Below are 24,376 nucleotides of genomic sequence, written 5' to 3' on the forward strand. Positions count from 1 at the left end.
ATGTTTTATTTGAGTCCGTTTAGTTAAAAAATGGCCGAAGGCTAAGAGGTGAATTTACTGTTTTTTGGCTTTATAACCTTTTGCTCCCTATCACCGAGTTCAGCAACTCGTATCCTTTTTCAATAAATAATCCTGTCTTTTTTGCTGTCTTTTCCGAAAAGACATTCTCTCCCTGCACCTCTTTTTGCGAATTATAGATAAGAAAGGGCACGGGTTCGCTAACATGGGTTCTTTTAGCTATTGGTGTTAGGTGGTCACAGCAGACCACAAGGGTAAAATCTTCACCTTTCAGGGACTGTAAGATTGGGGCAACTATGAGTTGGTCAAAGCGTTTGATAGCCTCAATTTTATCCTGGACATTTCCCATATGTCCGCATTCATCAGGTCCTTCCAGGTGAACAAAAATAAAATCTCCGTTCTCCAGGAACTTGAGAGTTGAAGCTACCTTGCCAGCATAATTAGTATCCAAAAGTCCGGTTGCTCCTGGTACATCAATGACCGAAAGGCCGGCTGCCCGTCCCAGGCCTTTGATCAAATCAACAGCAGAAATCACTCCGCCTTTTAAATTGAATTTATCGCTAAAGGCGGGCAAGGAAAGCGGCCGTCCCTGACCCCAGGGCCAAATAGAGGTGGCCTGTGTTGGATTATCTGAGGTTGTCAAGAACTCATAAGCCTTGCTGACCAGTTCCCACAGAGCAGGATATTCTTGGAAGCTCAATATATCTGGCCAGATAGATTCTCCTAAAATATCATGTGGCGGTCGTATGTGCATGTCTGCCGCTTTTGTGAGCATTCCGTTTTTTTGAACTAGAAGATGGCGGTACTGTACACCAGGATAGAAAACGAATTCGCTGTTCTTGTTTATTTTCCGGAGGCCATGAATCAATGATGTAGCCTGGTCAGTTTCAAGATGCCCGGCAGCGTAATCAATCATTTTATCTTCTTGACCAAGACCGGTAAGAGTAACCAGGTTGCACCGCCAAACAAGGTCATCCGTGTTTAATTCCAGTCCCTGGGCGGCTGCTTCAATAGGCCCCCGGCCTGTGTGGTAAACAGCTGGGTTATAGCCGAGCAATGCCATATTGGCTATATCCGAGCCTGGGGGCATACCCTGGGGGATGGTCTGACAAAGTCCCAATCGGGATTTCTTGGCCAGCTCATCCAAAGCCGGCGTCTCGGCCACCTCCAGGGGAGTTTTATTGCCCAATTCTTCCAGGGGCCAGTCTCCCATTCCATCGGCAACAAGAAATAGAATCTTGGTCATGATAAAATCCTGTAATGTACTGTAGGAGCAGTGACAAAGCTAAAACTGTTGATTTCTTTGAGGGCCGCATGAACATCTTTTAGCTGTGCCTTGTGGGTTAAGAATACAATCGGAACAGATCGGCCTGATGGACTGGTCTTTTGCACAGCCTGTGCGATACTTATGTTGTATTCGCCCATCACTCCGGACAGGGCTGAAAGGACGCCTGGTCTATCCAAAACAGTAAAGCGAAAATAGTGTTCATATACTGTCAGCTCAGGGTCTAAAATTTTGGCTTGTGGAAGGCTTGCCTCTAAAAATCCAGTATTGTTGGGTTCTGAATTTTCTTTGGCCAGGGCCATAATATCAGCCAGCACCGCGCTGCCCGTGGGCAGGTCGCCAGCTCCCTGTCCATAAAGCATGATAGGTCCCACAGCATTGCCGTAGAGCAAGATAGAGTTAAACGGACCATCGACTTTCGCCAGGATATGATCCTTGGGCAAAAGGGCCGGGAAGACCCCAGCCTGAATATAGCCGGACTTTTCTTTGACCTGGGCAATTAGTTTCAAGGTATAGCCAAACTCGGCTGCCAGGGCGATGTCTGTAGCCTGGATACTGGAGATGCCTTCCACGGGTAACTGATCAAAAGGATAGTTCTGACCATGAGCCAGGCGGATAAGAATCGTCAATTTGTGGGCCGCATCCAGACCCTCAATATCTAAAGTGGGGTCAGCCTCAGCGTACCCTTTTTCTTGGGCCTTTCTCAGGGCCTCGCCAAAGTCCAGTCCCCTAAGCGTCATTTCGGTTAGGATAAAATTGGCCGTGCCGTTTAGGATTCCAGTAAGGGATTTGATTTTATTTCCAGCCAGACTTTCTTTTAAGGTCTGAACAATGGGGACGCCTCCGGCCACGCTGCCCTCGTAATAAAGGCCTGCTTTTTTTTGTGTGGCCAACTCAAAAAGCTCGTTCCCCTTTAGAGCCAGAAGAGCCTTATTAGCTGTGACCACGGACTTTCCCTGCTCTAAAGCCCTCGTAATGATTGTGTAAGGGGCTTCAATGCCGCCAATTAGTTCGACAATGATGTCGATAGCCGGATCGGTTAAAAGGTCATCCGGGTTGTCAGTAAATTTTGTTTCCGGACTGGGAATGAATGATCTGACTTTATTTAAATCCCGTACCAAAACCCTGCTTATGACTAGTTCTTTGCCGATCCGTCTTTTGATCCATTCCTGATTTTCTAGGATAATCTTGGCCAGGCCAGTGCCAACAGTGCCAAATCCGGCCAGGCCAATGCGAACAACCTCTTTATCCACCCTGACCTCCAAAGACTTTCTTCAGGCCACGTAAAGCTTGATTGATGCGGTGCCTATTTTCGACTAGGGCGAAACGAACGTGATCGTCACCATAATGCCCAAAACCCAGGCCGGGAGAAACTGCTACCTTGGCCTCCTTAAGCAGTAACTTAGAGAATTCTACTGAGCCCATGTGGCGGAATTCTTCTGGAATTTTGGCCCACACAAACATGGTGGCCTTGGGTTTTTCCACTTCCCAGCCTATCCTGTTCAAACCCTCTACCAATGCATCCCGTCGGTCTTTGTAAACGTTGACAATTTCCGTTACGCAATCCTGTGGGCCGTTTAAGGCAATAATGGATGCAATCTGAATGGGTTGAAAAATACCATAATCAAGATAGCTCTTGATTCTGGTCAAGGCATGAACCATCTCTTTGTTGCCGCAACAAAAGCCCATTCTCCAGCCGGCCATTGAATAACTTTTGGACAAGGAAAAGAATTCTACGCCCACATCCTTGGCACCTTTGGCCTGGAGAAAGCTGGGGGCCTGATAGCCGTCGAAGCATAGATCGGCATAAGCCAGGTCATGAATGACATACATCTTGTGTTCTTTGGCAAAATCGACAATTTTTTGAAAAAAATCCAGGTCCACTACAGCCGTGGTTGGATTGTGCGGAAAACAAATAATAAGCAGTTTGGGCTGGGGCCAGGTTTGTTTGGTGGCTGTTAACAAGTCTTCAAAAAAATCCCTATCCAGATCAATGGGGATTCTGCGTACATCTGCACCGGCAATAATGGCCGAATAAGGATGGATGGGATAGGTAGGGTCCTGGGCAAAGACCACGTCTCCAGGGCTGAGCATGGCCAGAGCCAGATGCGAAAGACCTTCTTTGGCTCCCATGGTGGCGATGGCTTCTGTTTCAGGGTCTAGTTCTACTCCATAACGCCGCGCATACCAGTCGCAAATGGCCTTGCGCAAATTGGGGATTCCTCTGGACACTGAATACCTGTGATTCACAGATTTCTGGGCCGCCTCAACTAGTTTGTCCACAATGTGTTTGGGCGTGGCCAGATCAGGGTTTCCCATGCCAAGATCGATTATATCTTCGCCCTGGCGGCGCATCTTCATTTTTAGGTCATTCACCACAGCAAAGACATAAGGTGGAAGACGATGCATACGTGGAAATTCGGTCATTGGTTTTTCTCCTGTAAGTTGATCTTTAAAGTTTAGAATTTGGAGTTTAGTGTGGACTATAGGTAGGAGAAAGGCTCTTGCTCTTGAACAAGCTTTTCACTCCAGATTCTAAACACAGAACTAATAAAAATGGATAAGGTAAAATGTCAAATTAGAGCGGATAAATAAGTAGTGAACACTAACCTAAATGGATCAATTTTTTTGCAGTTCAAATCTTGAGATTGCTTCGCTCCACTTTGTTCCCCTCGCAATGACAGGGGCGAGATTGTCATTGCGAGGGCAGCGAAGCTGCCCGTGGCAATCTCTCCCATTTGGTGAAACTCACTGGCTCAAAATCTACTTTTATTCCAATATATTTAATGTAAAACTCAATTAAAAATCGCTCAACTTAGGACAAAAAAATCAAAAAATTATTTAGCCAAATTTTTTAAGCAAATTGTAAGATCCAAGTGACCAATAACTAGCTCTAATGTCAATAGATGGTAGTAAAAATAAGTTTTTTTCGAGGAAATATAAAAATTCTTAGGTTGACGGGGAAAATCATTTTGGTTAAACGGTGATTCTTCACGGAGAGGTGGCCGAGTTGGCTGAAGGCGCTCGCCTGCTAAGCGAGTATAGGGGCTAAAACCTCTATCGAGGGTTCAAATCCCTCCCTCTCCGCCACAGATGATAATACTTCCCGGACTTTTGCGAGTCCGGGTTTTTTATTTTTGGACAGAGATTTTCTTTGTCTGCTTTACGGACTGACACTTTTTAACTAATTTTCCCAAGAATTCTCCAACCATAATCTATGATTTGGGTGGAGATGAATTGGGCTTTTTACCTTGCTTCTCTATATATTGTTTTATTACTTCTAACGGTGCGCCACCGGTTGTTGCTATAAAATATGCTCTTGTCCATAATAGAGGTTTCCAATAATACTTTGCTAACTCTTGAGCAAATTCTTTTCTTACCTTTCTTGACGTTACTGTTTTGATGTTATTGATAAACCTTGATAATTCCAAAGACGGATGAGCATCTATTAGTAAATGAACATGATCTTTTTCGCCATTGAATTCTAAAAGTTGAACGTCCCACTTATCGCATAAAGCAACCAAAATTTCTTTTAGCCTTTTTAGTATTTGATCAGACAATACTGGATTTCTGTATTTGGTCACTAACACTAAATGATATTTTAGGTCGTAAACTGCGTGATAATGTGCTCTTTTCATGTTGACACTAATACTAAGGCTTGGTACTAATGTCAATTATGTTGCAGGGATGTAAATATCGTCTGTATCCGAACAAACAGCAGAAAGAGCTTATAGAAAAACATTTTGGCTGTTGCAGGTTCGTGTATAATTACTTCTGGGCGAAGTATAAAGATGATAAACTTCCTTCTAAGTACAAACTTCAATCTGAACTGCCTACACTTAAAAAAGAATATCCCTGGCTAAAAGAGGTTAATTCACAATCTTTACAGGTTACAGTTCACAACCTATCTGATGCGTATAGCCGTGCATTTGACAAAAAAATTGTTGCTGCCAGAAAGAAAGCTATTGCTAAGGCTAGAACTAAAAAGCAGAAAAAAAGAGCATATTCACACGGCTTTCCTAATTTCAAGTCAAAGAAACATGCCAAACAGTCATTCACTGTGCCTCAGTATGTAGAGTTAAAAGATAATTTGGTATATCTGCCCAAGTTCAAAACAGGTATCAAGCTAGAACTCCATCGACCTTTGTCCGATAAATGCACTATTCAAAGAGCGAGCATATCCAGGCATGGAAACAAGTATTACATTGCGTTCAATATCGAGACTAACAAGGGTTTGCCTGTGAAAGTAAACCCTGAGAAAAGCATCGGCCTGGATATGGGACTTGATAATTTTCTCGCTTATTCAGACGGTAAAAAGGAATACAATCCTCGTTATCTTATCAAGTCTGAGCGCAGACTCAAAAGGGCTAACAGACAGCTTGCACGCAAAAAGAAACATTCCAGCAATTGGTTCAAGGCAGTATCCAGACTTCAAAGACTTCATGCCAAAGTAGCCAATCAACGCCTGGATTTTTTGCACAAACTGTCATCTGCGATAACCAAGCGGTATGACGTTATCTGTGTGGAAAGTCTGGGCATCAAGAATATGGTCAAAAATAAATATCTGTCCAGGTCCATATCCGATGCAGGCTGGGGAGAGTTCTTAAGACAACTGAAATATAAGTCGGAATGGAAAGGTAAACACTATGTAGAGATAGAGGAATATTTTCCAAGTTCCAAAGCCTGTCATGTCTGCGGATATGTACTGGACAAACTTTCATTATCTCAAAGAACATGGACGTGTCCTGCATGTGGTACAGTTCATGACAGGGACACAAACGCTGCAATAAACATAGAACAAAGAGGACTTGCCACCCTTCAATCGGCACTAGGGGCGGAGCGTCCCGAAGTTACGCCTGTGGAGAGAGGCTCTGTGGACGACCGTGGCTTTCTGCCACCTAAGAAGCACCCTCTCGCTGAAGCAGGAATCCCTCATGGGTCTTCCGGATGGGCAACCTACCGGAAGCTCTCGCCATATCCATTAGATTGGCGGGAGTAGTTCACAAAAGCAAGGACTTGACTAATACTCCTAAACTTTTTATATATTTTTTACTTGATTGACTTATGCGGAGGGATGGCCGAGTGGTTGAAGGCGGCGGTCTTGAAAACCGTTGACCCTTGACCGGGTCCGGGAGTTCGAATCTCTCTCCCTCCGCCACCATGTTTATAAGCCCACCTCCGAGGTGGGCTTTTTTGTATCGTTTAAACGAAAGCCGAAAGAAAACAAGGTAAAAGCTCAAAAGGCTGAGAAAGAGATTTAAAAGTTAATCTGTTAGCTTTTAAAAAACCCTAGATTTTATATATCATACCTAAAGCCTTTCATCTTAAACCCAATAAAAACTATGAACTCAAAAAAGGACTGGGATCAGCTTCTCCAATTTGACCGCAATCATATCTGGCATCCGTACACTTCCATGTTGGATCCTCTGCCTGTTTACCCAGTGGTAGAGGCTAGGGGAGTACGCTTAAAACTTGCAGATGGCCGGGAACTTGTTGACGGCATGGCCTCCTGGTGGGCGGTAATTCACGGCTATAATCATCCTGTCCTGAATGAGGCCTTGGAATCACAGCTAAAAAAAATGGCTCATGTCATGTTTGGCGGGCTCACCCACCAGCCTGCAGTTGAGCTTGCCAGCCTGCTTATTGAGATTACTCCCAAGCCCTTGCAAAAAGTCTTTTTTTCTGATTCTGGCTCTGTCTCTGTAGAGGTAGCCCTGAAAATGGCCCTCCAGTATTGGCAGGCTAAGGGAAAAACACGCAAAGCAAAGTTTTTAAGCCTGGCCAAAGGATATCATGGCGACACGTTTGGGGCCATGTCTGTTTGCGATCCCATAACCGGGATGCACAAACTATTTACCCATTTTTTGCCAAAAAATTTCTTTGTTTCAGCACCAGAATGTTCATTTGATGCTTCGTGGGATGAAAAATACATTACGGAATTTAAAACTCTTCTTCAAAAACATCATCAAGAGATTGCCGCGGTCATTCTGGAGCCCATTGTTCAAGGCGCTGGTGGCATGCGTTTTTATGCTCCGCAGTATCTACTTCGGGTTCGGGAACTTTGTACCCAGTATCAAGTGCTTCTAATTGCTGATGAAATTGCCACGGGCTTTGGCCGCACAGGCAAGCTGTTCGCCTGTGAGCACAGTCAGATCTGTCCGGATATCATGTGTTTGGGTAAGGCCTTGACTGGTGGATACATGACTTTGGCTGCCACTTTATGTACGGATGAAGTAGCTGAAACGATTTCGGGAGTCGAGCCCGGTGTTTTTATGCATGGTCCAACCTTTATGGCCAATCCCCTGGCATGTTCAGTGGCCAGGGCCAGCGTCCGGCTTTTGCTAAATTCTGCCTGGCAGGACAAGATTAAGAGCATCGAAAAACAGCTAAAAAAAGAGCTGGCCCCTTGCCAGGACTTGCCAGCAGTCAATGAAGTTCGTGTTTTAGGGGGGATTGGCGTTGTTGAAGTTAAAGAAAACGTTGATGTAGCCTGGATGCAAAAAGAGTTTGTACGTCTGGGGGTATGGATCAGGCCTTTTTTAAACCTTATCTATATCATGCCGCCATACATCATTTCCACAGACGAGCTAAGAAGCCTAACCCAGGCTATTTTTTCTGTTGTCAGGAAAGTTGATGCTAAGTCTTCCTGAAAAGATTTTCATTACTGGCACAGATACGGATGTGGGCAAAACAGTTATTTCTGCCCTCCTTGTTCTGGGTCTAGGAGCCAAGTATTGGAAGCCAATACAAAGCGGCACAGAAGAGGGCACAGATGTCCAAAAAATTCAAAACATGACCGGACTGGATGAAGAATATTTTCTCCCCGAGGTTTACAAACTAAAGGCTCCTCTTTCCCCGCATCTGGCAGCTAGGCTGGAAGGTATAAGTATAGATTTAAACCGGATTGTCCTCCCTGAAACGCAAGGTCCGCTTATCGTTGAGGGAGCCGGAGGCGTTATGGTCCCGGTAAATGAGGAGCAGTTTATGCTTGATCTCATGCAAAGGCTCGCGCTTCCGGTTCTGGTTGTGGCCAGAAGCACTTTGGGTACCATCAACCATACTCTCCTGACCATTGACAAACTCCGTCGAGCAAGAGTTGAGATTTTAGGCGTGGTTTTAAATGGTCCTCAAAATATTGAGAACAAAAAGGCCATAGAAAAATATGGAAAAGTTAATGTACTGGCTGAAGTGGAGCCGTTGCCTGAGCTTACGCCTCAGGGGGTACAAGAGGCATTTAGACGATGTTTTGGGGGAAAAGGGGAGAATGCACTATCCACCCCTTCTTAAAACAACTCAATTTGAGGGCCTTCGTCTTTATCTGTTGTTAGAGTTTTTCCCGTTACATTTTCATGTACCTGGCGTTCACTATGCATTTTGTACTTGGTAAGCATTTCGTCAGCCTTAAAATCCTGCAGGTCTTTGAGCTGTTCCTGGTCATTTTTGTGGATTATGTCCAAAAAATTTTGGGCATGCGAGTTAATTTTATTTAATATTTCTACCACATTTTCTATTCTTTGACGTGTAATATCCTGAAATTGGATATTGCTCATGGCTTCCATAAGCAAATTTGCAGCTTCCTGCGTTTTATTGTGCATTTTGGCAAGCATCTCTTGGTGGATTCTATCCAACTCGTCATAGGCATGAAGTAGCTCAAAAAGCTGGTTGTTCAACTGATCAAAGTTACGTTTTTGTTTGAGGCTATATTCTTTGTCCAATGTAGATTCAAAACGGCGTTCGACACTTTTAACTAACCCAAAAATTTGTTTTTGCATCTCATCGGCTGCTTGTTGAGATTTTGTAGAAAGTTTGTGCACTTCATCAGCAACTACCGCAAAGCCTCGCCCGGCTTCACCGGCGCGAGCTGCTTCAATAGCTGCATTTAAAGCCAGGAGCTTAGTTTGATCTGCTACTCCTTTGACCAAGGTAATTAAATCTACTAATTTTCTTATATCATCTAAAACAAGGCGCATATTTTGTTCATTTTCCTGGGCCTCCACCAGACGCTCTTCGGCTCCTTTTTGCATTGATTCAAGAGTATCCTTCCAATGGGTAGAGTCTGATCCCTCTGTTAGTTGTTTTACTTGATCCATAGATTCAGTTACAACCTGTAGGAGCTCCTGGACCGATTTATCTACGTGATCTAGACGTTCAACAATATCTTTAGCAGCATTTTCTGTGTCTGTAGTTACTGTAAACAATTGATCCTGAATAATTTTATTGGTTAGGGAAAACTCTTGTAGACTTTTTTCCACTTTTTCTACAAAAAGTGGATGAATTTCTAAAGTTAAATCTTTATCTGTTTCTCTATCTGTCTCTGAAGTTTCTTCAGCCAAGGTGAGACTGTTTAGTTCGTCAACCAATGCCGTTAGTTTATGAGAAATATTTGTTAAAGTTGTATACAATTCATGAAGAAAAGACACTGTATCGTCGCCTGAATTAAAGTCGTTAATTTGTGACAAAGAAACAGAAAGACTTGCTATATTTTCATCTCCCTTTAGTTTGGTTAACTCTTTATACAACCGGTGCATAGTCTCTATTAATTCTGAAACCTCACGACTAATCTGGCGGGTTAATTGAATTAACTCTTTCTTTTTTTGAAGCTCTGTTTCTTGTCCGAAATATTGTCCTATAAAGGAGCATAACCAGGTAATGAGCAGCAAGGCAGGAATAGACAGAGCAATATTTAGCCGGCTCGATGTAGCAAACACCCAGTGCAGACCAAATCCGCCCGCCCCAGCGAGTAGACAAACAAGCCACAGGCTTAGCCACCTTGGAATTTTTTTCATTTTTCTCCTCCCATAAACAGGGACCAATTTGTTCGCTATTTTTACTTTATATAAATTTTTCAGTTTGTTAGGTTCCTGGCAAGACCCTCTTGATCACCGCTAACAGATCCTGGGCTTTTACTGGTTTGACCAACCAGCCAGTGGCTCCGGCTTTTTTGGCCTCCTGGCGTTTAGTCTGCTGGGACTCTGTGGTGAGCATAAGAATAGGTACGAAGCGAAATCCTGGTAGTTTGCGCAGTTCCTTGATCAAAGTCATGCCATCCATAATCGGCATATTAAGATCAGTGATAACCAGGTCAGGTTTCAGCCCTGCATTTATTTTGTCAAGCGCCTTCTGGCCATTTTCTGCCTTTTCAACCTTATAGCCGGCTTTGGTTAAAATAGTAGTCATACTTAAAAGTAAGGTGCTTGAGTCATCCACGAGCAAAATTGTTTTCATAGTTATCCCCCTTTTTTACGAAAATTATCGTTTCCACAAAGTTTCTAACTCTTCAGCTAACAGATGGTAGTCCATGGCCCCAGGGCTTTTGGGAGCATAATGACTAACCGGCTGGCCAGCAGCAAAGGCCTCTGCCAGGCGCACATTAGTACGGATGCCGCGCAAAATACGTTGCTGGCCAAATTGGGCGGTCAGTTCTCTGATTACCTGTTGATGCATTTTGATTCGTCGATCAAACATAACCGGAAAAAGCCCTATCAGTCTTAACTCTTTATTATAATTAGTAGCCACTTGATAAAATAGGCGTGCCATTTGGCGTACGCCAATTCCGGCGAGATAATGGGGCAAGAAAGGAATTAATACCCCATGTGCAGCAGCCAAAGCATTAACCAGGATAAGGTCTAAAGTAGGTGGTGTGTCCAGGATAATACGGGCAAAAGTTTGGTGGGCAAGAAGATCAGCCAACTGGCGTTTTAAAATCAAGTTGTCAGGATTAGCTTTGCTTGTTTGAAAATCTAAATTTGCGGGCACGAAATAGAGATTTTCGAAAACCGTTTTATGAACTGCTGTGTGCAGGCGAAATTGAGGGTCATGAAACATGTCGTGGGCATAAAGGTCGAATTTTCTTATGTCTTTAAAGCCAAGCCCCCAACCAGCATGACCTTGGGTGTCTAGATCAATTAGTAAACATTTCTTGCCTTGCCTAGCCCACTCCGCAGCCAGGTTCACGGCAGTAGTCGTTTTGCCTGTTCCACCCTTACGGTTAGCTATGGCTACGATCAGTGTATGTTGAACCATTTTCAGGCCTTATGTCTTACCTTTGCAAGTACTGTCTGCAAAAATTCGTCTTCCGGAGGGGAAGCAATTTCCGGCTGCAGGGCCATCAGAACCTGAAGAATGGCTGTGTGAATGTGCTGTGCCTGCTTAAGGTCTAGTTTGCCAGCAGGGTGCTCTTTTAACCAATCAAGAAGAGGCTCGGCCTCTTCGACCGTGCAAATATCTGAAAAAATTGCTGTATCTTCGGTAATTTTTATAGGCATTTGACCAACTCCTTAAGGTTAAGAACCAGAAGTACCCGACCATCGCCAAGCAGGGTGGCTCCGGCATAAATGCGAAATTTAGCCATCAGGCCTTCCAATGGTTTTAAAATGATGTCTACCCCCTCGTGAAATTTATCCACAATCAGGCCCAACTCCTCCCTGCCGGTATTGACTACTAATATCGCCTCTTCTTCAGTCTCTTTCCTGGCGTTTTCTTGGGTAGAGAGTTGAAGAACATCACCTAAGCGACATAAAGGAATCAGACGATTTCGTAAAATAACGGTCTCTTTATTTTTTATCAGATGGATGTCATTTGCGGGCACGCGTACTGTTTCCATTACACTTTCTATGGGTACTCCAAAGATTTCTCCTCCAACTTCAATCATGAGTACTCTGGTTACAGCCATGGTTAAGGGTAGAGAAAGGCTGATGACTGTACCCCGCCCTTTTTCGCTTTTAATGGAGATGCTTCCACCGGCATTTTCAACCATGGTTCGGACGGCATCCATACCTACTCCTCGACCGGAAACATCAGATACCTGTTCAGCCGTGGACAGACCCGGGGCAAAAATAAGTTGAAGAGCTTCCTCTTCTGTAATTTGGTCCAGCTTTTCTTCATCGATTAGCCCCTTTTCATAGGCCTTGCGTTTAACTATTTCCGGATCAATTCCTCGGCCGTCATCACTAATTTCAATAACTACCTGATCCTCAAGGTGAATAGCGCGTAAACGGACTTCTCCTTCTATAGGCTTACCCAAAGCTTCTCTCTCTTCTGGGGGTTCTATACCGTGATCGATGCTGTTACGCAGTAGATGTACCAGTGGCTCTGCCAGGTCTTCAACAACATTTTTGTCTGCCTCTGTCTCCTCTCCTTCTATAATCAATCTGACTTTCTTGCCTAGTTTTCGGCTTAGATCTCTTACTAGGCGGGGGAAGCGTTGAAACACATGTGATACGGGAACCATACGCACTTGCATCACAGCTGTTTGCAACTCTTCACAGATACGATTAATGGCTCCGTATTGTGTTTTAAGTTCCTTAGCCAACTCCCTACTCTGAAAAACCTCTTCAGCCCTTTTGGCCAGAAAAGGCAAGCTGTTTTTAGCCACCACCAGTTCACTTACAAGGTCCATTAGGACATCTATGCGTTTTTGGTCCACCTTTAACACCTTGATCGTCTGCTTAACCGGAGGGCTTGGTTTTACAACTGGTTTTTTTTCTGTTTCTTGCTGGACAGGGGCCTGTTTCTCCGGCTCCTTGCGGATTGGTTCTGGTTCAGGCTCTGTACTGCCCTTGGATGATAAGATGTCGTTTATAAAAGTGAGGAGGGGAGAAAAACTTTTTTCTTTTTGAGCCTTATCTATAAGGGCAGAAATTTCTTCCGTGCTTTTCTCTATTGCAGAGAAAGGCAGACAGCGTTTTAAGACCTCGCCAATACTTAATAAACGTCCTGTCCATAGCTCAGGAGGGCAAGGAAGCTGGAGCAACTTTTGTTGAGTGCGCAAAATGTCGAGGGCTAACTTAGTGGTAAGTTCATCTTTTTGTCCTTCTTCCTGTGGGTAGTCAACCTTATTTTCTTCTTGTTCTTCAACAACTTCTCCTTCTGGCATTATGCCTGTGGCAACGGCTTGAACCAGATTTTTTATCAGGCTTTCATTTGGTCCGCTTGGATGCTCCAAAACAACTTTTAACCAGCGCAGGGCCGAGGCCTGGAAAAGATCAGGACCAGCCACTTCCAGGGCCACATCAACAGCTTTGAGCAGAGATGACCAGTCCTTGTTATCAATTAACTGTGTGGCGTCCTGAACAAACAAACCAAAGGGTTCGTTATCGCCAACTTCTCCTTGCGGGAAAATCAAGTCTTGTATGGAAATTCTGGCCTGCTGTACTTCTTCTTCCACATAGGTAAAAAGCTCCTTTATCTCTTCCAGGGAAGCCTTGGTCAAAGCATAAAATTGTACCAGGCAGGTAAATGGATCAAACTCGTTTATATCCGGCCACGGTTCCCTTGTTTCTATGCCAAACCAACAAAGTTCAGGGATTTGACGCATGGTATAAAGGGGATCATCGCCATTAAAAAAACACTGTTCGTCTGGTATATAGGTTATAGCCAGCAAGGTATCATTTAGATTTTGGGCTTGCCGTACAATAAGTTGTCGTTCCTCTTCACTGATTTTGGCCAGCCAATCAATATTTGAACCCAGCTCAGCTTCATGCCCAGTATCAGTTTCCTGTTGTCCGTTTTCCAGGGCAACATTACTAATCATGCCTCTTAACTTTGTTTTTAGTTCTTCACTTATCTCTTCTGCATCCGGCGACAACTTTTCTTCTGCTTCCAGGTCGTCCAGCCAAGTATTTACCTGATCCAAACTATCTAAAAGAATATCCACCATATCTGGAGATAGTTTTAGGCGGCCTTCACGAACAATATCTAGCACATCCTCGGCAGCATGAACCACATTGGTTAAGGGAGCAATATCAAATAAGCCAGAGGAGCCTTTAATGGTATGGATAGCCCGGAAGAGACCATTTAGTATGTTTAAATCGTCCGGATTATTTTCCAGGTGCAGAAAAGCCTGGCTGGCTTCTTCCAGAAGTTCGCGGGATTCGTTTATAAACTCTTGTAAAAGCGTATTCATCTTGTCCCTCCCACCAAGATGTTAACGATACTTTGGAGTACCTCTGGCTGCACGGGTTTAACCAGATAATAATTTGCCCCGGCCTCATAGGCCTGTGCTTCATCTTGCTCGCCGGCTTCTGTGCTAATCATAATGGCCGGGATAGACATTAAGTCCGGATTCTGGCGTACTTCTTTTAAAAAACGATATCCATCCATTTTGGGCATGTTCACATCTACGAGCAATAAGTCAAAATTATCACGCATCATCTTTTCTAATGCCTCTACTCCATTTGCTGCCTCTTCTGCTTTCAGCCCTATTTCTTCTACTTGTTGACGGTGATACATGCGGACTGTAACTGCATCATCAACTATCAATACCCGTTTCATGACTATCTCCAGGTAGTTAAGGGTTTTTGATAGACAATGGCCTGGGGGAATTTACGTACCTTGAACAGGGAAGTTATCCGACTCATGGACTCTGAATGCCCTAAGAAGATAATTCCTCCAGGGTTTAAACTATCGTAAAATGCCTCAGCTGCCTTGCGACGGGATACATCGTCAAAATAAATCAAAAGGTTGCGACAAAAAATAAGATCAAAGTCCCGCATTTTTTTTGTATCCTCAAAGTCACAGATGTTTATTTGTCTAAAATCAATGGCTTCGCGTAAATCCTGGTCAATAAGATAACGCCCGCCAGATAACTGTTTAAAATACTTTCGTAAAATTTCTCGAGGTAAATATTGTACGGAACGAGAATTATATATTCCTTGCTTGGATTTTTCTAATACTTTGGTATCAATATCAGAGGCAACAATTTCTACATCTACTTCATCAATAAGAGGCCAGTATTCCAAAAGGTAAATGGCAATAGAGTAAGGTTCTTCTCCGGTAGAGCAGGGTATGGACCAGATACGAATGAGCTCCTTTTTTTTGCGTTGGACAATTTCTGGCAATACAGATTCAACCATGCACTTTAGTTGATATTCTTCCCGAAAGAAATAGGTCTCATTAACAGTCATTAAATTGACTAGCTCTTGGAATTCCTTGCCTGAGGCCTGAAAACGCATAAAGGTGAAATAAGAACGAAAGTTACGATGGCCAGTAGCTTTGATGCGTTCGATCAATCTTTTATCCACAAAATAGCGTTTGGAATCTCCAAAATAGATGCCAGTTTTGCGGTAAAAGTAGTCGCGAAAGCGTTCAAAATCAGCATCCGAAATCTTGATTTGAGACATGATTATGCTTCACTCTTAGTCCGTTCAATGACAGTATCTACGGCAAAGGCAATGTATGGTTCGTTGGCAAAGCGTTGTTTGACCTCTAAAAGAGCAGGGATCATTTCCGGAGTCCCTACTTCTGCCAGGCGATCCAAGGCAGCAGCCACCACATTTACATGGTCATCGGTCCTAATCACCTGTAAAAGCCATTCAGGTACCTGGGCATGTGGAAGAACCTGTAAAATATCTACGGCAAAGATACGTACATCAGAATCAGGGTCGCGCAAGAGTTTCTCTATATAAGGAGCTACGGCTTCGGGTAATGCCTGAAGAACTTCTATTACTTTATTGCGAAGCCCTGCATCATCACTGCGTAAAAAAGGAATGAGATTCTTTACAACCTCTTCTCCGCCAATGGTTAACAGGCTGTTCAGAATGCTCTCTTGCACGCTTAACACCTGTTCTTTCTGAAGACGACGGCACAACGGCTCTACAGCCTGTTCAAAACCAGCCAGTTCTCTGGCAGCCCAGCGTCGAATCTGTATATCAGGATCATTGAGTTGATTTATAAGTCCCTGAAAATTACGCTTCAAAGATCTTCGTTCTTCTTTAGGTTTTGATTTTTGTATATCTCTTGCTTTTTTTAAGGCCATGTTTTTATCTCCCTTTTGGTTTTTACATGGTCCATTTTATCAGGCGGTCAGCAATTTTATGCACGGGCAGAACCACATCTGCACCGCCGCGTTCTATAAGTTCCCTAGGCATGCCAAAGACTACAGCTGTTTCTTCAGATTCAGCAATTGTTCTTCCTCCCAGACGATGTAATTCTGTCATGGCTTCTGCTCCATCATAGCCCATGCCTGTTAGTTGGACGGCAATGATGTCTTTGGGATCAAGACACTTGAGAGCAGAGCGCACCATTCGATCTACACTGGGATGCCATAAAAGCTGCTTGTCCATAGGGAGGTTTACAGCTACCTTTCGTCCTAATTTTCGTCTGACCTCGACATCCGCATCACCTTGGGCAATAAGAATTTCTCCGACCTGTAGGGGCAAGGGACGGTTTACCTCGCGTACTTCCAGTTGACAGCTTTGGTTCAAGCGTTTGGCAAAAACATTGGTAAAACGTGCCGGCATATGTTGGGCCACCAGTACAGGCAGGGGGAAGTCAGGGGGTAGCTGGGTTAGAATTTCTTCCAGGGCCCCAGGGCCACCGGTTGAACAACCTATCAGGACCAGACCGGGGATATCCCTAGTTATTTTGGGCCTAGCTTTTTTTATAGTGATTTTTTCGGGCTTTGCCCTATGAATACGTAGTTTGGACCAACGCGTTCGTGAACGGGCCACAGCCCGTATCTTGGCAATGAGTTCTGGGCGAATATCCTTGATGCTTAAGGAAATCGTGCCCCCGGGCTTGGGTATATAATCCACTGCGCCCAGTTCCAGGGCCTCAAATGTGGCTAGAGCCCCTTTTTCGGTCAATGAGGAAACCATGATCACTGGACGGGGAAATTCGGTCATGATGTGACTTAAACAAGTCAACCCGTCCATTACGGGCATATTGATGTCCAGAGTAATGACATCGGGGTCTACTTTGGGAATTTGGTCTAAAGCATCCTGTCCATCTCTGGCCGTAAAAACTTCTATATCACCTTCTTCTTCCAGCATTTCCCGAATGTATTTGCGCATCAGGGCTGAATCGTCCACAACTAAAACGCGCAGCATCCTTTCCTCCACTGTTTTGAAAATTTAGGTTATGAGATGTCTAACTACCGGCTAACGCTTCCGGTTCCTTATTTTCCTCATTCACATCCGCAAGTTCGGATACTTCCTGTTCATCTAACAGTTTACTAACGTCTAGAATCAAGATCATCCTGTTCTGATCTTTCAGGTTGGCCACTTTACCCATTATTCGCGCCTGGTCTGCAGATAGTTTTGGTGAGTCTTCAATCACCTGGCTTGGAATGCGCAACACTTCAGATACAGCATCCACTATAAATCCACTGCGCAATCCATCAATGTTAAAGACAATGATCCGCTGGCTATCCTTACGTTCAATGGCCTTTAGGCCAAAACGTTTGCGCATATCAATTACAGGTAAAACAGTACCCCGCAAGTTGATCATTCCTTCAATAAAGTCTGGCGTTTTGGGCACAACATTCATTTCTTCAGGAATCAAGATGATTTCCTGTATTGCATCAATCATTACGCCATATTCCTGATCAGCCAGTTGGAATACAACTAACTGAATTTCTTCATCTTCTGTATTTTGTTGATTTAGATCAGCTGTCCTCATCTCTTCCTCCCCGTCCTCAAACTCCTGCCCTGTTTCAACAGCGGCCTGCATGGCTGGATGTTGAAACAGATTTTTTGCCGAGAGCACAGAAATAAGCCTTTTTCCTCCATTTAAACGACAAACCGCCTTTATCTCATCTAGCTCTCCACTGTTTGCGAGTAGACCAGGCATCTGCTCCCAATCTTCTTCAGCAACATATAAGACTTCCTGTACTCGATCTACCACGATACCGACAGTTTGTGGACGTCTGACAGCCCCATTGTCCAGGGTAACAACTAGAATACGGTTACTTTCATCCACTTCCGCATTAGTTAATCCGAACATCCGGCGCAAACTAACCAGGGGCAGCATCTGGTGACGAAAATTAATCAGCCCCAAGACATGAGGATCTGTCTGCGGGACATGATTGATTTCTTCTGGAACGCGTACGATTTCTTTGAGCTCTGAAATCTCAAAGGCATATTCCTGGTTGTCCAGGAAAAAGCTTACAAGCTGGCGGGCACTGTCGTTTTCTTCCTCTTCGCTTTCCTTCCGTTCTATAAACCCCTGGCTCTCCCTTTTTTGAACCTCTGAGTCTGCCTCCTCCAGAAGAGATGAAAATTCTTTCTGGATTAAGGAGCGGACATCTAAAAGTTGAATCAGGCTGTGTCCTCCCACGTCTTTAACTACTCCGCTCAGTAATTCTACGCGTACTGTTGATTGGACAGAGTCCACATCCTCAATTTTGTCTGGCTCTACGCTTAATACACGGTCTACCCGGTCCACCACCAGACCAATGGGGTGGCCAGAATCAATAATGATAACCCTACTAGTCTCAGTAAGTTCTGAGGCTGGCAGGCCTAAGTTAAGACGTAAATCTAGCACAGGCAGGACAGTCCCCCGCAAATTTGCCAATCCCATAAGACTTGCCGGGGTCAAGGGCACACTAACTGTTTCCGGGACCCAAATAATTTCTAGGACTGTATGCATGGGAAAGGCAAAACACTCTTTCCCAATATAAAAAGTTATGTATTGATTAAGATCTTCTGCTTCTATCAAGTCCAAACCTTCTCCTTCAGGTGGAGAATGGTCCGCTGACATTTTCGTTGCTTGCATCGCCATCACATCCTCCTTCCCCTTATGAACTCTGGAGTTCATCTGCGACAGAAGCGATCTCCTCTGTGGCTGCAGCCAGTTCTTCTATTCCTTTGGCTTGCTCTTGTGCTGCTGTACTTGCTTCAGCTGTTGCTGATCCGGCCTCCTCAGCCGCAGCCGCGATTTCATCAATGCCTTTTTTGGTTTGGGAGAGAGCAGTGACGATCTCAATGCTGGCATCGTAAATAACTTGGTTGCCATTGACTACATTTCTCATTTGGGAGGAAATATCATCCAGCTTCTGCGTAGTGCCTTCCGCCTTTTTCACTTCCTCCATAGCTGCGTTCACAATTTCTGCCAGGTCGTTGCTTACGTACATGATCTGATCCTGAATACTTTTGACCAACTCCTTGACCTGCTCTGCATTTTCAGCCGCATCACTGGCGAGGTTTTGAATGTCTGTAGAAACTACAGCAAAACCTTTCCCGTACTCCCCGGCCCGCGCAGCCTCTATGGCTCCACTGACTGCCAGCATGCTTGTCTGGATGGCCACAGTAGCAATGGTATCCACAATTTTATCCATACGCCGCACAATTTTATCCAATTGCTGCATGGCTTCCCGATTTTTTAAGCTTTCTTGCAGATTGTTCTTAATGCCTTCTATCATTTCTTTTACAGCTTCGATGTTTTCTGCCACAAAGTTTGCCATTTTTTCGCCTTTGTTCATGGCTTCTTTGGCGCTGTCTTCAGTCACCCGGGCATTTTTTTCGATCTGACTGATGCTGGCCGCAATTTCTTGTACGGCAGCACTCTGCTGGTCAGCCCCTTTGCTAATTTGGGTTATAGCCGCCATAATTTCCTGGCTGGAGCGGTGATTTTCTTCAATGGCAGCAGCCAGTTCCTCGGCTGCAGCAGCGACTTCTTCAGCACTCTTGGTTATATCTGTGCTGTTTTTTAAATCTTCAGCCAACTCTTCCAGTTCTTGTGCTGCCTTTTCACTTTGTTCTAGAGCAATCTTTTGCTGCTCAACATTATTTAAGGCCTCTTCGCAGGCCGCTGCTTGTTCTTCGGCTGCTGCGGCAATGTCTTCCGCTCCTTTTTGTGCCTCAACAGAGGCCTGTTCCACTTCTACAGCATTCTGGGCAATCTTCTCTGCGCTTTGATAGATTTCTCCCATGCCATTTTTGATTTCTTCGAGCTGTGCAGTTATATTAGTTCCCTTATCGGCCTCTTTTTTGACTGTTTCCGCTGAAGTATTTATACCCCTACTCAAGGCTTGCATCTGAGTCTGAATCTGCTCCACCAGCTGAGCAATATTGACGGCATTTTTTTCGGTCTTTTCGGCCAATGTACGTACTGTGTCGGCAACTACCGCAAAACCTTTTCCATGTTTACCTGCCCGCGCTGCTTCTATCGCTGCATTTAAAGCCAATAGATTGGTTTTATCCGCTATCTTGATTACGGCTTTAACTGTTTCATTTATCTTGTCCGCCTGCTTTTCCAGTTCAGCCATCTTTTCTACAGACCCTGATTGCCTTTCGGCTCCTAGAACAACACTTTCCACCAAGGCTCCAATTTCTACCCGTGCTTCTTCAAGAAGCTGCTGTAATTTTTTAACTTGAGTCCTGGATTCTTCAGCATTGTCTGCTTGTTCCTTAACCCGTTTTACTATCTGGTTCATGGCAGCGAGAGATTCTTGCGTTGCCCCGCTTGCCTCTTCTGCTCCACCAGCGATCTGTTCCATGGCCTTGGCTAATTCTTCTACAGCCGTTAAAGCCTGGGTAACACCGCTGGCCAATTCTGTTGAGGCCATAGCAATACGCTCGGCCGCTTGTTGCTGTTTAGCCAATGTCCTGGCTCTGCGTCTCCTTTCTTCGGCCTCTCTTCTCGCTCGGGTAGCAGAAGTATCCTGCTTAACCGTATCGGAATTAAGCCGTCTTTTTGACTCTGATACTTGTTTTTTTAAAGGCATAAACAATCCTCCTGCTGTGTTACGTTTTTCAGTTTGTGTTTAATGTTTATTATTTTATTATTCTAATCAAAAAACAAAAACGGCCTGTAGCTCAGAAGGCCACGGACCGTTTTTATTCGAAAAAGTTAGTAAATATTATAAATTGAGTTGGTGACAGACTAAATAATGGAATAAAAAATAAATAATTTTTTATCATTTATTTTTAAAGTTTACTTTTTGGAAAGATAAAATATTATTTACGTATCAATTTGACACTACTTATTCTAGTATATACTTATCAATTAGTTAGAATCTAGCTTGTGTGATTTTTTGCAGTTTAAAATTTGAGATTGCGTAAGGTGTAACGCTACTTGCTATGACTTAGCGCTTATACTGTTATTGTTATGTTTAAAGTGAGGCTTAATTATACATTACTTAATTTACAGTTAAAATGTTTGTAATAGTCTCTCATGCCAGGGTGACAACCTCTTGTTAAGAGTGTTTAGGTAAAATTTAAACTTATTTGGTAGTTACCGTGTAATTTACTAATAAACTAGGACTTTTTGATTTGAGGCCACGTTAACCACAGCTAGCCTTTCCCCGGACCTTCTTTAAAGCGGGAGTAACAGATGTGAGGATATAACACAGGCGTTTCACTGAGATATTCAGGTTAGGAGGGTTCAAAGGCTTTCCAATAATTATAGAGCAAATTTTGTGTCAAAGAATAGATGGTATCTATTCCAGATTTTAAAATGTATCATAAAACTTGCAAGCCCTACGTGTCAAGTTGAGCCTGAAAGATTTTCAACCCTACTTTAATGGCCATGTTCATCTAGTTGATTTTATTCGAAATGTATGAGGACGACCTTTGCCCGGATGTGTTTGGCGGGTTTGTAAAGAGAAAATCGCACTCCTGGCTTAACTTGGAATGATACGAATTGTTGACTCTGGGGGCATTCGAAATGCTGCACTTGGGTTGAGTTGGTTGATTTGTTGAGTGAGGTGGTGGGGAGGGTAAGGCGAGTAGGGTGGAGATGGGTGATATGAAAATGACTTTTGAGACATTAGAAACTAGGCCAATGCAGGTGGAGCAGAGGAGATATGGGAGTCCGTATTTCTGTCCATGTACTTGTTAAGTCCCTAATTATCATCTTCCTCCATTTCTTTTAACTTTTCTGGCGTGAATTGGAGCATAATCCGTTTGGTCCAAAACTGGCATTTATTCATTTTCTCTTTTAAAATTTTGAGCTCCTGGACTAGTTGTTCTTCCAGTTTTTGTTGCTGAACCAGAACTGTCTGCAGGCCCGCTTCCAACTCTTCAACCCTTTTTAAAATATCGTTGAATTGTCTATCCGGGTTTGCGTTTTGTCTCTTCTGCTCCCGCCAAATGAGCCACAAAGCTTTTTTCATCTTTCGGTATCCCCGGTCCAGAACCGCAATGTCCGCGCGCAACTTTTGTTCCATACTTATGGCTTCAGCCATCTTTTCCAGCGTCTTGGATTGAGATCTGGCCAATTCCATAAAAAAATCTTTGGGCTCATCAACCAGTACAGATGGAGAAAATTCTTCTTTCTGTTCATTGCTTAACTGGGGATTTTGTGGGAACTTGCGGGATAAAATTTTTTCCACTTCCTCGCTATTTTTATTTTGAGCAAATTCATTAACGATTAAGGCAAAGACTTCCAATGCCTCTGGTTTATAACGTCGTTTGCGGCCTTGACCAATATAGGGCAAAAACCGCTCGAATTTATCCCGATAATAGCGGATATTGCTCTCAGGTACATTTAGCCTATGGGCTATCTCTTTGATGGTTAATAGTTCATCAGACATAATATAGATGTTCCTGGTCCATTAGTTTGGACTTAAGAATAACCTATGTTATACTTTTAGTAAACTAAGGGAAGGGGGTGTATCCGATGGCTGCACTTTGGTTGAGTAGTTGAGTGAGGTGAGTAGGGTGGAGATGGGTGATATGAAAATGACTTTTGAGACATTAGAAACTAGGCCAATGCAGGTGGAGCATAGTGGATATGGGATTCCGAAGTAGAATTTTTCCCTGATTGGCTCCAGAGTCCGGGTTATTACCACTGCACAGGTTTGATTTCTGAATTATGATAAAATTTTGCTAAAGAGCTTGTAGCCGAATCTTTTTATCAACTTAATTTCCATGGTTTTATTTCAGTCTTGGTTTCTTTCATGCTGGTACAAAGACTTGGACCCATTTAAATCTTGCTTGCGGACAGAACATAATGGTGTACTTTGGATAAACGAATAGACTTTTAATTCCTAAGTTGAGCGATTTTCACTCAATGGGTGAGATTGCCACGGACAGCTTCGCTGCCCTCGCAATGACAATTCCGCCCCTGTCATTGCGAGTGGAACAAAGTGTAGCGAAGCAATCTCAAAGTTTGAGCTGCAACAAAATCGCTCATAAATTTTAGATAGTTATGGTCAATCCCGCAAAACATTTAGCCCATTCACCCCGATGCTCTGTTTTTCCGCAGGCTTCCCTAAGATGGGTTACCCAAGCCGTTTGTAATGCATTTCAGTAACCAGGACTTTCAATCAGCGGCTAAAAAAGGATTTGGCCATAGGCTCCTATAATGTGGACGAACTGATGGAGTGCTTAAAAGTGTATTGCAAGGTCGTAACTCCTTAGAGTATCACTCTTTATCCTCAGAGTTGCCGCTCAACTGTTGGACTGGAGTTGGATAAAATGGTCAAAAAAGCAAAAAGGGTTTACGGATATTGGCCGTAAACCCTTATTTTTATGTGGCCCGCCCTGCACGATTCGAACGTGCGACCTACGGATTCGAAGGCAGGGCATCAATTCAATAACTGACCTGAAAAATTTTATAAAATCAACACGTTGCCGAATATTGGCGATCAGGTTTTTTCTCGCAATTTTCGTTTTTTTTCTCCAACTGCCAACCAAACTGCCAACCAATTGCCAGCTAAACCATTCCCTAGCATGCCAGGGTTTTAAGATGGCATCCATAAAATTTCTCCCTTAGACTTTAAGGCAATAATAAATTCTGAAGCATTTCGCCTCAAATATTTTAGATTTTCTGGCTGCATTTATACCGATCAGTTCTTCCTATCAATTACCCATCAATTAAATTTTTACAGGTAATGTTAAACAATATCAATAAGTTAGATTAAACAGACAAACTTTCAAAACCCGTTTTATCAATTACCCATCAATTAAAAATGTCATTATGCCCAAAAAGGCACATACTTCATTAATTTCTTAGGAGCCTTTTCATCAAAAGGTTTTAGCATCCCATCTTCCACTGCTTCTTTAATATATCGTGACACTGCAGCAAAATTTCTCCCTTAGACTTTAAGGCAATAATAAATTCTGAAGCATTTCGCCTCAAATATTTTAGATTTTCTGGCTGCATTTATACCGATCAGTTCTTCCTATCAATTACCCATCAATTAAATTTTTACAGGTAATGTTAAACAATATCAATAAGTTAGATTAAACAGACAAACTTTCAAAACCCGTTTTATCAATTACCCATCAATTAAAAATGTCATTATGCCCAAAAAGGCACATACTTCATTAATTTCTTAGGAGCCTTTTCATCAAAAGGTTTTAGCATCCCATCTTCCACTGCTTCTTTAATATATCGTGACACTGCAGC

At 43.5% G+C, this 24,376-nt stretch carries 19 protein-coding genes and 2 tRNA genes; 5 read left to right on the forward strand and 16 right to left on the reverse strand.

The features are described from left to right. Positions 1-70: 70 nt before the first annotated feature. From KFV02_RS03835 to alaC, 3 genes are read right to left on the reverse strand one after another with little or no spacing between them, the layout of a single operon-like run. Positions 71-1,264, reverse strand: coding sequence for a cofactor-independent phosphoglycerate mutase (locus KFV02_RS03835; protein ID WP_252380215.1), 1,194 nt, complete (start codon positions 1,262-1,264; stop codon positions 71-73). Further along, complete coding sequence (locus KFV02_RS03840) at positions 1,261-2,556, reverse strand: homoserine dehydrogenase (protein ID WP_252380216.1); 1,296 nt, start codon at positions 2,554-2,556, stop codon at positions 1,261-1,263. The genes KFV02_RS03835 and KFV02_RS03840 overlap by 4 nt, the downstream gene beginning before the upstream one ends. Continuing rightward, the gene (gene alaC / locus KFV02_RS03845; RefSeq protein ID WP_252380217.1) at positions 2,549-3,730 is read right to left on the reverse strand and encodes an alanine transaminase; all 1,182 of its coding nucleotides are present in this window, start codon (positions 3,728-3,730) and stop codon (positions 2,549-2,551) included. The genes KFV02_RS03840 and alaC overlap by 8 nt, the downstream gene beginning before the upstream one ends. A 568-nt stretch (positions 3,731-4,298) precedes the next feature. Between alaC and KFV02_RS03850 the strand changes: the two genes are divergently transcribed. Beyond that, positions 4,299-4,393: transfer RNA gene (locus KFV02_RS03850), tRNA-Ser, on the forward strand. Positions 4,394-4,518: 125 nt separating this feature from the next. Here KFV02_RS03850 and tnpA read toward each other — a convergent pair. Then, positions 4,519-4,941, reverse strand: a complete 423-nt coding sequence (gene tnpA / locus KFV02_RS03855; protein WP_252380218.1) for an IS200/IS605 family transposase — start codon at positions 4,939-4,941, stop codon at positions 4,519-4,521. Between the two features lie 29 nt (positions 4,942-4,970). Between tnpA and KFV02_RS03860 the strand changes: the two genes are divergently transcribed. The 4 genes from KFV02_RS03860 (at position 4,971) to bioD (ending at position 8,590) form a co-directional block, all read left to right on the forward strand. Next, complete coding sequence (locus tag KFV02_RS03860; protein WP_252380219.1) at positions 4,971-6,302, forward strand: RNA-guided endonuclease InsQ/TnpB family protein; 1,332 nt, start codon at positions 4,971-4,973, stop codon at positions 6,300-6,302. Between the two features lie 69 nt (positions 6,303-6,371). Beyond that, positions 6,372-6,461: transfer RNA gene (locus KFV02_RS03865), tRNA-Ser, on the forward strand. A gap of 184 nt (positions 6,462-6,645) precedes the next feature. Beyond that, positions 6,646-7,953, forward strand: coding sequence for an adenosylmethionine--8-amino-7-oxononanoate transaminase (gene bioA / locus KFV02_RS03870; RefSeq protein WP_252380220.1), 1,308 nt, complete (start codon positions 6,646-6,648; stop codon positions 7,951-7,953). After that, complete coding sequence (gene bioD / locus KFV02_RS03875; RefSeq protein WP_252380221.1) at positions 7,937-8,590, forward strand: dethiobiotin synthase; 654 nt, start codon at positions 7,937-7,939, stop codon at positions 8,588-8,590. Before bioA ends, bioD begins: the two co-directional genes overlap by 17 nt. Here the strand turns inward: bioD and KFV02_RS03880 are convergent. The 12 genes from KFV02_RS03880 to KFV02_RS03935 form a co-directional block, all read right to left on the reverse strand. Continuing rightward, positions 8,587-10,089 (reverse strand): methyl-accepting chemotaxis protein, encoded by a 1,503-nt coding sequence (locus tag KFV02_RS03880; protein ID WP_252380222.1) that lies wholly within the window; start codon positions 10,087-10,089, stop codon positions 8,587-8,589. The genes bioD and KFV02_RS03880 overlap by 4 nt on opposite strands. A 67-nt stretch (positions 10,090-10,156) precedes the next feature. Further along, a complete protein-coding gene (locus KFV02_RS03885; protein WP_252380223.1) occupies positions 10,157-10,528 on the reverse strand; it encodes a response regulator in 372 nt (123 codons plus the stop codon). Between the two features lie 24 nt (positions 10,529-10,552). Then, the gene (locus KFV02_RS03890; protein ID WP_252380224.1) at positions 10,553-11,326 is read right to left on the reverse strand and encodes a ParA family protein; all 774 of its coding nucleotides are present in this window, start codon (positions 11,324-11,326) and stop codon (positions 10,553-10,555) included. 2 nt (positions 11,327-11,328) lie between these two features. Then, positions 11,329-11,568 (reverse strand): hypothetical protein, encoded by a 240-nt coding sequence (locus tag KFV02_RS03895; RefSeq protein ID WP_252380225.1) that lies wholly within the window; start codon positions 11,566-11,568, stop codon positions 11,329-11,331. Then, positions 11,559-14,207 carry a chemotaxis protein CheA gene (locus tag KFV02_RS03900; protein WP_252380226.1) on the reverse strand — a complete coding sequence of 883 codons (2,649 nt, stop codon included), beginning with the start codon at positions 14,205-14,207 and terminating at the stop codon, positions 11,559-11,561. The genes KFV02_RS03895 and KFV02_RS03900 overlap by 10 nt, the downstream gene beginning before the upstream one ends. Beyond that, entirely contained in the window at positions 14,204-14,575 is a 372-nt protein-coding gene (locus KFV02_RS03905) for a response regulator (RefSeq protein WP_252380227.1), read from the reverse strand. Before KFV02_RS03905 ends, KFV02_RS03900 begins: the two co-directional genes overlap by 4 nt. A 2-nt stretch (positions 14,576-14,577) precedes the next feature. Further along, the gene (locus KFV02_RS03910) at positions 14,578-15,423 is read right to left on the reverse strand and encodes a CheR family methyltransferase (RefSeq protein WP_252380228.1); all 846 of its coding nucleotides are present in this window, start codon (positions 15,421-15,423) and stop codon (positions 14,578-14,580) included. Between the two features lie 2 nt (positions 15,424-15,425). Continuing rightward, on the reverse strand, positions 15,426-16,058 hold the full coding sequence (locus KFV02_RS03915; protein WP_252380229.1) for a HEAT repeat domain-containing protein: 633 nt from the start codon (positions 16,056-16,058) through the stop codon (positions 15,426-15,428). A gap of 22 nt (positions 16,059-16,080) precedes the next feature. Continuing rightward, on the reverse strand, positions 16,081-17,130 hold the full coding sequence (locus KFV02_RS03920) for a protein-glutamate methylesterase/protein-glutamine glutaminase (protein WP_252380230.1): 1,050 nt from the start codon (positions 17,128-17,130) through the stop codon (positions 16,081-16,083). 40 nt (positions 17,131-17,170) lie between these two features. Beyond that, on the reverse strand, positions 17,171-18,802 hold the full coding sequence (locus KFV02_RS03925) for a chemotaxis protein CheW (protein WP_252380231.1): 1,632 nt from the start codon (positions 18,800-18,802) through the stop codon (positions 17,171-17,173). A gap of 16 nt (positions 18,803-18,818) precedes the next feature. After that, positions 18,819-20,747, reverse strand: a complete 1,929-nt coding sequence (locus KFV02_RS03930) for a methyl-accepting chemotaxis protein (RefSeq protein WP_252380232.1) — start codon at positions 20,745-20,747, stop codon at positions 18,819-18,821. Between the two features lie 1,119 nt (positions 20,748-21,866). After that, the gene (locus KFV02_RS03935; protein WP_252380233.1) at positions 21,867-22,556 is read right to left on the reverse strand and encodes a MerR family transcriptional regulator; all 690 of its coding nucleotides are present in this window, start codon (positions 22,554-22,556) and stop codon (positions 21,867-21,869) included. Between the last annotated feature and the right edge of the window lie 1,820 nt (positions 22,557-24,376).

The sequence above is a fragment of the Desulfovulcanus ferrireducens genome, assembly GCF_018704065.1.
In the GTDB taxonomy this organism is placed as follows: Bacteria; Desulfobacterota; Desulfovibrionia; order Desulfovibrionales; family Desulfonatronovibrionaceae; genus Desulfovulcanus; species Desulfovulcanus ferrireducens.